This is a genomic window from Indioceanicola profundi, assembly GCF_003568845.1.
Taxonomy (GTDB): Bacteria; Pseudomonadota; Alphaproteobacteria; order Azospirillales; family Azospirillaceae; genus Indioceanicola; species Indioceanicola profundi.
Window position 1 is genome coordinate 1,982,891 of the sequence record NZ_CP030126.1, and the last position, 13,118, is coordinate 1,996,008.

General features: G+C 65.9%; 13 protein-coding genes and 1 tRNA gene. 8 read left to right on the forward strand and 6 right to left on the reverse strand.

Annotation, left to right across the window (positions count from 1 at the left end; translation table 11 throughout):
- Positions 1-29: 29 nt before the first annotated feature.
- Positions 30-2,069, forward strand: a complete 2,040-nt coding sequence (locus DOL89_RS09460; RefSeq protein ID WP_225889751.1) for a S9 family peptidase — start codon at positions 30-32, stop codon at positions 2,067-2,069.
- Positions 2,070-2,175: 106 nt separating this feature from the next.
- On the opposite strand, the gene hisC is transcribed toward DOL89_RS09460, so the two are convergent.
- Together hisC and DOL89_RS09470 are read right to left on the reverse strand one after the other, a co-directional pair.
- On the reverse strand, positions 2,176-3,273 hold the full coding sequence (hisC, locus tag DOL89_RS09465) for a histidinol-phosphate transaminase (protein ID WP_119678920.1): 1,098 nt from the start codon (positions 3,271-3,273) through the stop codon (positions 2,176-2,178).
- 48 nt (positions 3,274-3,321) lie between these two features.
- Positions 3,322-4,185 carry a chorismate mutase gene (locus DOL89_RS09470; RefSeq protein ID WP_119678921.1) on the reverse strand — a complete coding sequence of 288 codons (864 nt, stop codon included), beginning with the start codon at positions 4,183-4,185 and terminating at the stop codon, positions 3,322-3,324.
- A gap of 138 nt (positions 4,186-4,323) precedes the next feature.
- On the opposite strand from DOL89_RS09470, the gene metX reads away from it, so the two are divergent.
- The 3 genes from metX to DOL89_RS24830 are packed head-to-tail and all read left to right on the forward strand — an operon-like array spanning position 4,324 to position 6,659.
- On the forward strand, positions 4,324-5,511 hold the full coding sequence (gene metX, locus DOL89_RS09475) for a homoserine O-acetyltransferase MetX (protein ID WP_119678922.1): 1,188 nt from the start codon (positions 4,324-4,326) through the stop codon (positions 5,509-5,511).
- 3 nt (positions 5,512-5,514) lie between these two features.
- Positions 5,515-6,138 carry a methionine biosynthesis protein MetW gene (gene metW, locus DOL89_RS09480; RefSeq protein ID WP_119678923.1) on the forward strand — a complete coding sequence of 208 codons (624 nt, stop codon included), beginning with the start codon at positions 5,515-5,517 and terminating at the stop codon, positions 6,136-6,138.
- A gap of 50 nt (positions 6,139-6,188) precedes the next feature.
- A complete protein-coding gene (locus tag DOL89_RS24830) occupies positions 6,189-6,659 on the forward strand; it encodes a hypothetical protein (RefSeq protein ID WP_162937422.1) in 471 nt (156 codons plus the stop codon).
- 69 nt (positions 6,660-6,728) lie between these two features.
- Here the strand turns inward: DOL89_RS24830 and proB are convergent, their stop codons facing one another.
- Positions 6,729-7,871 carry a glutamate 5-kinase gene (gene proB / locus DOL89_RS09490; RefSeq protein ID WP_119678925.1) on the reverse strand — a complete coding sequence of 381 codons (1,143 nt, stop codon included), beginning with the start codon at positions 7,869-7,871 and terminating at the stop codon, positions 6,729-6,731.
- A 179-nt stretch (positions 7,872-8,050) separates the two neighbouring features.
- Between proB and DOL89_RS09495 the strand changes: the two genes are divergently transcribed.
- Together DOL89_RS09495 and DOL89_RS09500 are read left to right on the forward strand one after the other, a co-directional pair.
- Positions 8,051-8,308, forward strand: coding sequence for a type II toxin-antitoxin system Phd/YefM family antitoxin (locus DOL89_RS09495; RefSeq protein ID WP_119678926.1), 258 nt, complete (start codon positions 8,051-8,053; stop codon positions 8,306-8,308).
- Complete coding sequence (locus tag DOL89_RS09500; RefSeq protein WP_119678927.1) at positions 8,308-8,721, forward strand: type II toxin-antitoxin system VapC family toxin; 414 nt, start codon at positions 8,308-8,310, stop codon at positions 8,719-8,721. Before DOL89_RS09495 ends, DOL89_RS09500 begins: the two co-directional genes overlap by 1 nt.
- A gap of 2 nt (positions 8,722-8,723) precedes the next feature.
- On the opposite strand, the gene obgE is transcribed toward DOL89_RS09500, so the two are convergent.
- The 3 genes from obgE to rplU form a co-directional block, all read right to left on the reverse strand.
- Positions 8,724-9,779, reverse strand: coding sequence for a GTPase ObgE (obgE, locus tag DOL89_RS09505; RefSeq protein ID WP_119678928.1), 1,056 nt, complete (start codon positions 9,777-9,779; stop codon positions 8,724-8,726).
- Between the two features lie 150 nt (positions 9,780-9,929).
- On the reverse strand, positions 9,930-10,217 hold the full coding sequence (rpmA, locus tag DOL89_RS09510; RefSeq protein WP_119678929.1) for a 50S ribosomal protein L27: 288 nt from the start codon (positions 10,215-10,217) through the stop codon (positions 9,930-9,932).
- Positions 10,218-10,262: 45 nt separating this feature from the next.
- On the reverse strand, positions 10,263-10,574 hold the full coding sequence (rplU, locus tag DOL89_RS09515; protein WP_119678930.1) for a 50S ribosomal protein L21: 312 nt from the start codon (positions 10,572-10,574) through the stop codon (positions 10,263-10,265).
- A 320-nt stretch (positions 10,575-10,894) separates the two neighbouring features.
- Between rplU and DOL89_RS09520 the strand changes: the two genes are divergently transcribed.
- Together DOL89_RS09520 and DOL89_RS09525 are read left to right on the forward strand one after the other, a co-directional pair.
- A tRNA-Ser gene (locus tag DOL89_RS09520) sits at positions 10,895-10,984 on the forward strand.
- A gap of 119 nt (positions 10,985-11,103) precedes the next feature.
- Positions 11,104-12,576: a site-specific integrase gene (locus DOL89_RS09525; RefSeq protein WP_162937423.1), complete on the forward strand. Its 1,473-nt coding sequence runs from the start codon at positions 11,104-11,106 to the stop codon at positions 12,574-12,576.
- Positions 12,577-13,118: the final 542 nt, after the last annotated feature.

Below are 13,118 nucleotides of genomic sequence, written 5' to 3' on the forward strand. Positions count from 1 at the left end.
GCCGCCCGCCCGCCATTCGGAGGACCGCCTTGAAAGCACTGACCCTTGCGACCTTTGCCGCGGCTGTTGCCTTGCTGCCCGCCGCCCTGCCCGCATCCGCCGCCACGACCGCGCCGGAGGTGAAGGCCGAGTTGATCCCCCGGCAGGAGCTGTTCGGCAACCCCAGCAGGAGCGCCCCCCGGATCAGCCCGGATGGGAAGATGCTGGCCTTCCTGGCCCCGCGCGACGGTGTCATGAACGTGTTTGTCGCCCCGCTTGGTCAGATGGACGAGGCGAAGCCGATCACGCAGGAGAAGGTGCGTCCGGTCCGCCAGTACAGTTGGGCTCTCGACTCCAGCCAGATCCTCTATGTCCAGGACAAGGGCGGGACTGAGGATTTCCTGCTCTACGGCGTCGACATCGTGGAGGGGAAGACCCGTGAGTACACGCCCTTCGAGAATACCCGCGTCCAGCTCGTCGGTATCAGCCCTGCGGTGAATGACGCGATCCTGGTCGGCCTGAACAACCGCGACCCGCGTTGGCACGATGTCCACCGGCTGAACCTGAAGACGGGCGAGCTGACCCTGGTGCGGGAGAATGACGGCTATGCAGGGTTCGTCGCCGATCACGACCTGAACCTCCGGCTTGCCCTGAAGCCGCGCCCCGACGGCGGCATGGTGGTGGAGCGGATCGAGGCGGACGGCAAGACCGCCCCCCTTACGGAGATCGGGCCGGACGACGCCCTGTCCACCAACATCCTGGGTATCCCCAAGGGCGCGGACTACGCCTATGCCGTGGACACCCGCGGGCGGGACAAGGCCGCGCTGATGCGGCTGGACCTGAAGACCGGCGAGACCACCAAGCTGGCGGAGAGCGATCAGGCCGATATCGGCGGCATCATGGATGACCCGGTCACGGGCGAGGTGCAGGCCTACAATGTGGAGTACCTGACCGACCGTTGGGTTCCGCTGGGCGACGCGCTGAAAGCCGACATCGAATTTTTGGACCGGGAGGCCAAGGGCCAGTGGGCCGTCACCAGCCGCGACCTGGAGGACGATACCTGGACCGTTGTGATCGACCGGGTGACGGAGCCGGCCGCCTACTGGCTCTACGACCGCGAGGCCCGCAAGCTGGACAAGCTGTTCACGATCCGGCCGGAGCTGGAGGACGACACGCTGGCGCCGATGTACGCGCGGGAGATCAAGTCGCGCGATGGCAAGACCCTGGTGAGCTATCTGTCCCTTCCGCCCGGAACCGACCCCGATGGAGACGGCGTTCCGGACAGGCCGGTGCCGATGGTCCTCAACGTCCATGGCGGCCCGTGGGCCAGGGACAGCTTCGGCTACAACAGCGAGCACCAGTGGCTGGCCAACCGCGGTTATGCGGTGCTGAGCGTGAACTTCCGCAGCTCCACCGGCTTCGGCAAGGAATTCACCAATGCCGGCGACAAGGCCTGGGGCCGGGAAATGCATGACGACCTGATCGACGCCGTCGACTGGGCCATCGCGCAGAAGATCACGGCCAAGGACACGGTCGCCATCTATGGCGGCTCCTACGGCGGCTACGCCACGCTGTGGGGAGTCACCAACACGCCCGAGCGCTTCGCCTGTGGCGTGGATATCGTCGGCCCCAGCAATCTGGCCACCCTGCTGAACAGCGTTCCCGCTTATTGGGCCAGCTTCTTCGAGCAGCTTGCCCGCCGCGTCGGCGACCCGCGGACGGAGGAAGGCAAGGCCCTGCTGGCGGAGCGCTCTCCGCTGACCTATGTGGACAAGATCCAGACGCCCCTGCTGATCGCCCAGGGCACCAACGACCCGCGGGTGAAGCAGGCGGAAAGCGACCAGATCGTCGAGGCCATGAAGGCCAACAAGATCCCGGTCACCTATGTCCTCTACCCTGATGAGGGCCACGGCTTCGCCGTGCCGGAGAACCGGATCAGCTTCTATGCCGTGGCGGAGGGCTTCCTCTCCCACTGCCTCGGCGGGCGGTATGAGCCGGTAGGCGATGACTTCCAGGGCGCGTCCCTCCAGGTGCCGGAGGGGGCGGACTACGTGCCGGGCCTGAAGGAGGCGCTGGCGGCGAAGAAGTAGCAGGCGCGGGAGCGCTCCTGGTTTCAGCTCCGGTCAGCGGCCCTCGGGCCCGCATCCGGCCGGACGAAATCAGGGGCGCCCTTTTTCCACGGGTCAGCGGCGGGGCCTATCCGCGCAGCCAGTCCCGCAGCGCCTCCACCACGAACTCCATCTCGTCCTGCTTGCCGATCGTGACGCGCAGGTTGGTGGGAAGTCCGTAACCGCCCATCTGGCGGACCAGGATGCCGCGGGATTTCAGGAACTGGCGCGCCGCCTCGGCATCGGCCTTGCCTGCGGGCAGCCCTTCGAAATCCACCAGCACGAAGTTGGCGACGCTGGGATGGACCCTGTAGCCGAGTTCCCGCGCCCGCGCGGTGAACCACTCCCGCCAGATCGTATTGTGCTCGCGGCTGCGGGTCTCGAACTCCACATCCTCGACGGCGGCGGCGCCGGCCGCGAGCGCGGGAGCGCCCACATTGAACGGCCCGCGCAGCCGGTTCAGCACATCGGCCACGGCCGGCGGGCAATAGGCCCAGCCCAGCCGAAGACCGCCGAGCGCATAGATTTTCGAGAAGGTGCGGGTCATCACCACGTTGGGGAAACGGTCCACCAGCTCTGCCCCGGCCGTGTAGTCGGGAAGGTCGATGAACTCCGCATAGGCGGCGTCGATCACCAGCAGCACATGGTCCGGCAGGCCGGCATGCAGCCGCTCGATCTCCGCCGTGGTCAGATAGGTTCCGGTAGGGTTGTTGGGGTTCGCCAGGAAGACGATCCGGGTCTTCTCGTTGACCCGCTCTAGCAGCGCGTCCACATCGGCGCGCAGGTTCTTCTCCGGCGCTGCCACCGGGGTGGCCCCGACGCCAGTGGCGGCGATGGGATAGATCAGGAAGCCGTGCCGGCTGTACAGCACCTCGGTGCCCGGCCCGGCGTAGCTCTTGGTCAGGAGTTGCAGCAGCTCGTCCGACCCGGCGCCGCAGACGATGCGGGCGGGGTCCAGGCCGAAGCGGCGACCGATGGACTCCCGCAGCACATGGGCGCCGCCGTCCGGATAGCGGTGCATCTCCTGCGCCAGCGTCTGATAGGCGGCAACCGCCTTCGGGCTGGGTCCCAGGGCCCCCTCGTTGGAGGCCAGCCGGTACAGCCGAGCAGCGCCGGCGGCGCTGTGCTCACCGCCGACATAGGGAGCAATGTCCAGGATGCCTGGATTGGGAACGGGACCGGACATGGCGGCTCTCACTTCAGCAAGCGGCTTGACGGCGAACGGATCGGCAGCTCAGCCCCGGCGCAGGTCGGGCGGAACGAGCTGTCTGGCATAGGCGCCGACGGGCAGGACGCGCACCAACCCTTCCCCCAGCCTTTCGGCCAGCAGGTTCAATCGGGAATCATCGGCGGGGACATAGTCCTCCACCTCTACCAGATGCACTGCCCCGGCGCCGCCGCCCAGATGATGGGTGCGGAACTGCAGCGTCACCAGACCGCAGCCTTCCAGGCTTTCCTTCAGCCGGCCGCGGCTGACGTCAACCGACAGCTCGATGCCGAGCAGGGTCCGGTCGTCCCCGGTCTGTTCCATCGGAACGGCGGCAAGGGCCAGCGCATCCCCGTCCTCCCAGCCGCGGGCGACGAAGGGCAGGCGGGCGATGATGCGGGGTGTCTTCGGGTCGGTGGAGAAGAGATAGCGCCACCAGGGGTCCGCCTCCTCCTCCACCGGCCAGGGCACGACGGCGATGGCAGCGGTGCCGTCCGAGACGCAACGCATCGCCGCCATGGGCGTGTTGGCGGCGATCATCGGCGTGGTGCTGCCGTAATGGTCGCGCGCGATGTCCCAGTAGATGCTGCGCTGGTCTTCCGGCGCGCAGACCGCCACGGCGAATGCGCCCTGCACGCGGGTCAGGGCGGCCATCATCTCCCGCCACATGCGCATCAACGCGCCGACCGGGAAGGCGCCCTCATGCCGTGCCGCCAGCCGGCGCAGGATTTCCGCCTCGCGGCCGGGACGGAAATAGGGGCGACCCGGCTGCTTGGCCGCCCCGATCTCCAGCACGATTTCCGTGCGCCGCATCAGCAGATCATGCAGCGCGTCGTCTATCTTGTCGATCTCACTGCGGAGATCGTCGAGCTTCTCAGGCGATGGGGGCATTCGGGGCCGGATGGCTGTCCATACGGGAGCGGATAGTAGTAAGGACCGGGCCGGCGAAAAGCAAAGAAAACGTTGACTTGGGTGCACCCCCTTTCTAGCTCTAGCCATCCGCTTCGACGGGTCATCCGGATCAATCAAATGAACGCGCCCAGCGCCCCGCCAACTCTGCCTTTGCAGCCGCTTCCCGGCCACCAGATCACTCTGGCGGAGGGCACGCCCATGCGCCTGGACAGCGGGGTGGAGCTGGGCGGCTTCCGCATCGCATACCAGACCTACGGCACGCTCAACGCCGACAGGTCGAACGCGGTTCTGATCTGCCACGCCCTTACCGGCGACCAGTTCGTGGCCGACCGCCATCCCGTCACCGGCAAGCCCGGATGGTGGGAGCTGATGGTGGGGCCGGGCCGGCCGCTCGACCCGGCGCGCTACTTCATCATCTGCTCGAACGTCATCGGCGGCTGCATGGGCAGCGAAGGGCCGAAGGAGATCAATCCTGGCACCGGGGAACCCTGGGGCCTGTCTTTCCCTGTCATCACCATCGGCGACATGGTGCGGGCGCAGAAGCTGCTGATCGACCATCTCGGCATCGACCAGCTCTTCTGCGTGATCGGCGGCTCCATGGGCGGAATGCAGGTGCTGCAATGGGCCACCGCCTATCCGGAGCGGGTGTTCTGCGCCGTCCCCATCGCCACGGCGGCCCGCCACTCCGCCCAGAACATCGCCTTCCATGAGATCGGGCGGCAGGCCATCATGGCCGACCCGGAGTGGAACGGCGGCACCTATCTCCAGCAGGGCACCCGCCCGACGCGCGGACTGGCCGTGGCCCGCATGACGGCCCACGTCACCTATTTGTCGGAGCCGGCCCTGCACCGGAAGTTCGGGCGCAACCTCCAGAACCGCACCCAGGTGACCTTCGGCTTCGACGCCGACTTCCAGGTGGAAAGCTACTTGCGCCACCAGGGCATCACCTTCGTGGAGCGGTTCGACGCCAACTCCTACCTCTACATCACCCGCGCCATGGATTATTTCGACCTGGCGGCGGAGCATGGCGGGCAGCTCGCCAATGCCTTCCGGGTGGGAGCAAAAGCGACGCCGGTGCGCTTCTGCCTGGTCAGCTTCTCCAGCGACTGGCTGTTCCCCACGGCGGAGAGCCGGGCCGTGGTCCACGCCCTGAACGCCGTCGCCGCGAATGTCAGCTTCGTGGAGGTGGAGACCGACAAGGGCCACGACGCCTTCCTGCTGGACGTGCCGGAGCTGTATCAGGTCGTCCGCGGCTTCCTGGATGGCTGCGCCGCCCACCGCGGGCTGGCCGAGAAGGTAGGCTGAGCCATGGCGCCGACGAATATCCTCCCCTCCCGCGGGCTGCGCGCGGACCTGGCCCGCATCGCCGAGTGGATCGAGCCCGGCGCGCGCGTCCTCGATGTCGGCTGCGGTACCGGCGAACTGCTGGAGCATCTGGTCCATGGCAAGAATGTCGATGGCCGCGGGCTGGAGCTGTCCATGGACGGCGTCCGTGCCAGCGTGGCCCATGGGCTGCCGGTGATCCAGGGCGATGCCGACACCGACCTGAAGGACTATCCGGACGCAAGCTTCGACTACGTCATCCTGTCCCAGACCCTCCAGGCCATGAAGCGCCCGCGCGAGGCGCTGGAGCATCTGGTGCGGATCGGCCGGCAGGCGGTGGTGTCCGTCCCGAATTTCGGTCACTGGAAGCCGCGCCTGCACCTGCTTCTGAAAGGGCGCATGCCGGTCACCGATCAGCTCCGCTGGGAATGGTGGGAGACGCCGAACATCCATCTCTGCACCATCGCGGACTTCCACGATCTGTGCCGGGCCTGCGGCATCGTCATCGACCGGGCGGAGGTGCTGGGCCGGGACGGCAAGCCGGTCGGGCCGGCCATGGCCAATCTGTTCGGCGAACAGGGCCTGTTCCTGCTGCGCCGGGCCGGTTGAACATCGACGGGCCGCCGGGAACGGCGGCCTTCGAGCGCCGTTGATGGTTCATGACGAACCATCGCGCTCCCCTTCGCCGCGGGTACGCCGCTCTTGCCGTGCTGGCGCTGGCGGCATCCCCGACCCTGCCCGCCCTGGCGCAGGAGGCCCCGCCTCCCCAGGAAGCTCCTCCGCCCGCCCCCGTTCCGACCGTTCCGGGCCGGCCAGGGCCCGACGGAACCCCGCCCGAAGCCGTAATCCTGCCCGAAGAAGAGGAAGGGAATCGTGTCTTTTCGGGCAGTCCATTGACCACCGGCACACAGCCGGAGGATACGGCCACGACGACGGAAGTCCCCGTCAATCCCGGGATCGACGGCGATGCCCCCTCGGAAGGCCTGCCCGATCCGGCCTATGGCGAGCTGCCTAGCGGCGTGGAGCCGCCGCCCGATGCCGGCAGCCCGCAAGGCCCCCTGCCCGGCCAGGACCAGGTGGAAGAACGCGGCGGCGCTGCCCCGACGGGATCGGCTCCGGACGGCGAGTGATCCGGCGCAGTGCGGGAGCCCGGAAACTCCGAGTAAGCTCGGCCCCGCCCGGCCCGCGGCCCGATACCGCTAACTCAGCACCAGATCATCGCGATGGATCATCTCATCCCGGCCGTGATAGCCCAGGATGGCCTCGATCTCGGCGCTCTGTCGTCCCTGGATCAGACGCGCATCGTCCGCCCCATAGGCGGACAGACCGCGGGCGACCTCCCGGCCGTCGGGTCCCCTGACCAGCACCAGATCGCCGCGCTCGAAGTTCCCCTCCACGCCCGTCAGGCCGGCGGGCAGGAGGCTGCTGCCCCGCGCCAGGGCCGCCACTGCTCCGGCATCGACGGTAAGCACCCCCAGCGGCTTCAGGCTGCCGCCGATCCAGCGCTTGCGCGCCGTGCGCGGCTCCGCCCCCGGCAGGAACCAGGTGGCGAGCGCCCCGCCCTGCTCCGGCGGGGTCATTAAAGCTGCCAGCGGGTTCGGCCGGTTGCCGCGGGCGATGGCCATGCGGCAGCCGCCGCCCAGCGCGATGCGGCCGGCGGCGATCTTGGTCACCATGCCGCCGCTGCTGTAGCCCGGCGGCGGCTCCCCGGCCATGCCGCTGATCTCCGCCGTGATCTCGCGAACCAGCGGGATGTGCCTCGCCTCCGGGTCCTTGCGCGGATCGGCGGTATAGAGCCCGTCGATGTCGGACAGCAGAACCAGCGTGTCGGCGCTGATCATCTGGGCCACGCGGGCGGCCAGCCGGTCATTGTCGCCGAAGCGGATCTCCGCCGTCGCCACGGTGTCGTTCTCGTTGATCACCGGCACCGCGCCCAGCTTCAGCAGCGTCTCGATGGTGGCGCGGCCATTGAGGTGCCGCCGCCGGCTCTCGGTATCGTCCAGCGTCAGCAGCACCTGGGCCACCGTGATGCCGTGGCGGGCCAGCGTCTCCTGATAGGCGTGGGCCAGCCGGATCTGGCCGGTGGCCGCGGCCGCCTGCTTCTCCTCCAGCCGCAGCGTCCGCCCGGTGAGCCCCAGATGCTCCCGCCCCACCGCGATGGCGCCGGAGGTGACGATCACCACCTCCATCCCCTGCGCCTTCAGCGCCGCCACATCGTCCGCCACCGTATCCAGCCATCCCTGGCGGATGCGGTGCGTCTCCGGATCGACCAGCAGCGCGGAACCGATCTTGACGATCAGCCGGCGGGAGGCGGCAAGGGTCTGTACGGCGTCGGTGGTCACGGGAAGGGTCCAGCGGTTCGGGGTCGGACCCGGCGGTTATGCATTTCGTGCGCAGCAAGGGTCAACACGCGCACGATCATTGCTGGATTGTGAGAGCTGCGGGACGCTCCGCTGCTTGATGGATGAACCGGCAAGGCGCATATTCTGGACAGGTAATCTAGCCAGAACGGAAGACGCCCATGGCCGTATGGTCCGTGCAGGAAGCAAAGAACCGCTTCAGTGCGGTTGTCGAGGCCGCCCGGAAGGAAGCCCAGACCGTCACCAAGCACGGTCGCCCCGCCGTGGTCGTGGTCGAAGCATCCGAATATGAGCGGCTGAAGCGGCTTGAAAAGGAGAAGGCTCCAAGCTTCACGGAGCTTCTGCTCGCTATGCCGACGCAGGACGATCCGCCCCCCTTCGACGGGCTCGACTTCAAGCCGCGCGAGGTCGAGTTCTGATGTTCCTGGTCGATACCGACGTTCTGTCCCACTTCCGTCATCCACGGAAGAACCCGGGCGTGGTCGCCTGGGTGGCGGCAACCCGGCCGACGGACATGTTCGTCAGCACGGCGACGATCGGGGAGATCGAGCGCGGGATCGAGCGGCAGCGGAGCATTGATCCAGCCTTCGCCGCACGGCTGGGGAAGTGGCTGGATCAGGTTCTCCGCCTGCATCAGGATCGGATATTGCCCATGGATCTGGCGGTTTCCCGCCGCTGGGGCCGCCTGTCCGCCAGGATCGGGCACCGGGGCATCGATCTCGTCATCGCCGCAACGGCCCTGGAGCACGGGCTCACGGTCGTCACCCGGAACGTCGGCGATTTCGCGCCTACCGGGGTTCTAACCCTGAATCCATTCACGGAGCAGGCCTGATCCTACTCCTCGATCGGCGAGTACCGCGCCATGCGGGCCGCCTCGCGCGCCGGCTCCGCCTCGGCATCGCGGGCCTCGTCGATGTGCCGCATCAGCTCGAACAGCACCTCCTGCACGCCCGTACCGGCCGCGCCCGACAGCACCATCACCGGCTTCTTGGCGGAGCGGCGCAGCTTGGTCCGCTTTTCCTCGATCTCCTCCGGCGTCAGCGCATCGCACTTGTTCAGCCCGATGATCTCCGGCTTGTCCGCCAACCCGCCGCCATAGAGCTTCAGCTCGCGGCGGATGGTGCGGTAGGCCGCCTGCACATCCTCCTGCGTGGCATCCACCAGATGCAGCAGCACGTTGGTGCGCTCCACATGGCCCAGGAAGCGGGTGCCCAGCCCATGCCCCTCATGCGCGCCTTCGATCAGGCCGGGGATGTCGGCGATCACGAACTCCCGGTCCCCGGCCCGCACCACGCCCAGATTGGGCGTCAGGGTGGTGAAGGGATAGTCCGCGATCTTCGGCTTCGCCCGCGTCACCGCGGCCAGGAAGGTGCTCTTGCCCGCATTGGGCAGCCCGACCAGCCCGGCATCCGCGATCAGCTTCAGCCGCAGCCAGATCCAGCGTTCCTCCCCCGGCCAGCCGTCGGTGTGCTTGCGGGGCGCGCGGTTGGTGGAGGTCTTAAAATGCTCGTTGCCGAAGCCGCCATCGCCGCCGCGCATCAGCACCACGCGCTGCCCCACCTCGGTGAAATCGGCCAGCACCGTCTCCTGGTCCTCGTCCAGCACCTGGGTGCCGACGGGCACGCGCAGGACGATATCCTCGCCCTTGGCGCCGGTACGGGACTTGCCCATGCCGTGGCCGCCACGCCGCGCCTTGAAGTGCTGCTGGTAGCGGTAGTCGATCAGGGTATTCAGCCCCTCCACCGCCTCGACGATGACGTCGCCGCCGCGCCCGCCATTGCCGCCGTCCGGGCCGCCGAACTCGATGAACTTCTCCCGGTGAAACGCGGTCGCCCCCGGCCCGCCATCGCCGCTCTTCACGAAGATCTTGCACTGGTCGAGGAATTTCATGGCGTCACCGGTATCGCACGCAAGAGACAGGGCGCCATCCCAACAGCAGAGGAGCCCGAAAATCAGATCGTCTGGAAACGCAAAACGGGGAAGCGGTTGCCCGCTCCCCCGATCGCGAAGCCCTGTATCCCCCCGCGAAGGGGGAGAGACTTACTCGGCGGCGACCGCCGGAGTCTCGGCATCGTTGGCCGGAACGATCGACACATAGGTGCGACCCTTCAGACCGGAGTGGAACTTCACGGCGCCGTCGGCGGTCGCGAAGATCGTGTGGTCCTTGCCCAGGCCGACATTGGCGCCGGGATGGAACTTCGTGCCGCGCTGGCGGACGATGATGTTGCCGGAGAGGACCTCCTCACCGCCGAAACGCTTCACGCCAAGACGACGGCCGGCCGAATCGCGGCCGTTGCGGGACGAACCGCCTGCCTTTTTATGTGCCATGTTCTAACTCCTTGTATAAGCGCGTCAGGACCGGGCGTTGCCGCCTCAGGCCTCGATACCGGTGATGCGCAGCACCGTCAGGTCCTGACGGTGGCCGTTCTTGCGCCGGTAGTTCTGGCGGCGCTTCTTCTTGAAGATGATGATCTTCGGGCCGCGGCTCTGCGCCACGACCTCGGCGGTCACGGCGGCGTTGGCGACCAGCGGGGTGCCGACGGTGGTCGTGCCCGCGTCGCTGACCATCAGAACCTCGTCCAGCTTCAGGGTGGCGCCCGCCTCACCCGCAAGCTTCTCGACCTTGATGACGTCGCCGGCCGCGACCTTGTACTGCTTCCCGCCGGTGCGGATGACTGCGAACATGTTACCCACCACTTCTTTCAAAGGATCCGGATACCACACGAGCCACGCCGGCCGGGGCCACCCTTCAAGTACAACAACGGGACCGCCGCAGACCATATATATGGACGCGGCCGAACCCGTTCCCAGAGGCGCGGGAATATACGCCGCTGGCTTGCCCTGTCAACGGCCAATTGCCCGCCCACAGGGAGAACACTCCCCCATCCGACGCGGATGCGCCCGCGATTCCGATGCTTGCACGGCGCAAGCCCTTTGTATATGGTGCGCGCCGCTTCGCAGGCAGGCCGGGCCGACCACCCGGAACAGGCTGCCGCGGGCACTGCGGAGAGGTGGCGGAGTGGTCGAACGCGTCGGTCTCGAAAACCGAAGTACCCGCAAGGGTACCGTGGGTTCGAATCCCACCCTCTCCGCCATTTGGCTCTAGAAGCCGCAGAAACACTCATATCCCGCAGTTATCCTAGGCCCTCAGGCCCGCCGGTGGTACAAAACGGTGGTCCAAATGCCCTCTTTCCGTCCGCATACAGTCAGGATCATGGCTCAGCCGTTCCGCCATCCAAAGACCGGGATGCTCTATTTCCGCAGAGTGGTTCCAGAAGCTCTGAGGGAGGCCATAGGGAGGCGGGAAATCAAGGTTAGCCTGGGCACCAGAGACCCGGCTGAGGCCCGTCAAGCCTATCTCAGGATTGCTGAGCAAACTGACCAGCTATTTGCCCGTGCCAGGAACGGGACTCAGACTCTTACGCAGGAACAGCTTATGGCCCTAGTGGGTCTGTGGTACCGCCAGGAGTTGGCGCGGTATGAGGCTGATCCAGGTGAAGCTAGTGGGGAGGAAACCCGCTGGACCCTTCAACTGGATGAGATGGCGGCGGCTGATGAGAAGGGCTGCCTTGCTGCTTATATGGCTGAGGACGTTCAGGCCCTGCTTACGGCCCAAGGGCTGGTGCTAGATGAGCCAACCCGTGAGCGGCTGGCTGAGCGGATGTTCTGGAGCAAGGTTAAGCTCTGCAACACCCTGAGCCAGCGTGTCAGAGGCAACTACGCTCCTGACCCACACCTAGCTTCCTTTCCAGCCTGGAAGCCTCCTGGGACCGCTTCAGCAACCAGCCTCACCTTCAATGACCTTCTGGACGGCTGGGCTTTGGAGACTAGTGCCCAGAAGAAGACCCGCGATGATTGGGGCGGAAAGTTCCAGCGCCTGGGGGAGTTCCTGGGTCACAGCAGTCCTGCCCAGCTAACAGCTGAGGATGCAGTACGCTGGAAGGAACACGCACTGGGAAAGCTCGGGGCTATCACGGTTAGAAACTACCTTCATGCTTTCAGCGCCGTCTTGAACTGGGGTGTGGAGAACAAGCGGATTCCTGCGAACCCCTTTGCCGGAATCCGTGTCCGGGCTAAAAAGGCCGCGGGGACAAAGAAGCTGCCATTCACCGACGATGAAGCTGCATTGATCCTACAGGAAGCTAGGAAGCTCCGGGGTGCTAAGCGGTGGGTTCCTTGGATACTAGCCTTCACGGGTGCCCGCCTGGATGAGGCTTGCCAGCTTCTCACGTCTGATGTGAGGACTGAGGAAGGCGTCACCTATCTGGACCTCAATGCAGACTTCCAGAAGCGGCTGAAGACAGAAGGTTCAGCACGGCAGATTCCCGTTCACCCCATCCTTATCAGAGAGGGTTTCCTGGAGTTTGTGGCCTCCCATCCCGCCAACGCGCCGATCTTCCCAGATATTACGCCAGACCGCTACGGGCGCAGGGCTGGAAATGGAACCAAGGTGTTCGGTCGCTGGGTTCGCGGCTTAGGGATTACGGACAAACGCAAGGCCCCTAACCACGCTTGGCGGCACAGGTTTAAGGATGTTTGCCGTAAGGCCCGCATCCCCAAGGACGTTCAAGACGCCCTCCTGGGCCATAAATCCGGGGACGTGGGCGATAGCTACGGTGAAGGCTTTACCGTCAGAACCTTGGCTGAGTGGATGAAACAAGTTCCCTCACCCCTGGGGCACGGCTAACAAAAAAAGCCCCCGGCTCCACAGGACAGCCAAAGCCATCTCAGCGGAACCGGGGGCATGTTGTAGGGGTGTTTCAGGGCCGCTCAGACCCTTTCCAGAACCCAGCCTTCATCCTTTGACCAACAGGCCACCCTGGAACCCAGGCGGGCTATGAAGAACCCTACCAGGGACAACTCAAGTTCCAGAGATGCCGTTTGCAAGAGAAAGGAGCGGCGGGAAAGCTGAAGAAGCATGGCGCACCATCATCGTTAGGGTGCCTACAGATACCTCCAAAGATATTTATCGCCAATAGATAATTTTGGTAAACGCTATAATCTTCATACACTTGACGAGTGCGTAGCTTTTTTCTTAGCACTTCAGCCGCCTGACTTCACACACCAACAACTACTCTCTACAGACGGCTACTGTTGCTTTAACCTTGTTCGCTGCTGAATAGGGTGCTTGTTCAGCTTCAGCCCAACGCTGCCCAGGTTCTCCAAGACCCTGTTGGCCTCTGGACCCTCAAGCGTCTTCCGGCTGTCCCCGCTTACCAATGTCACTGT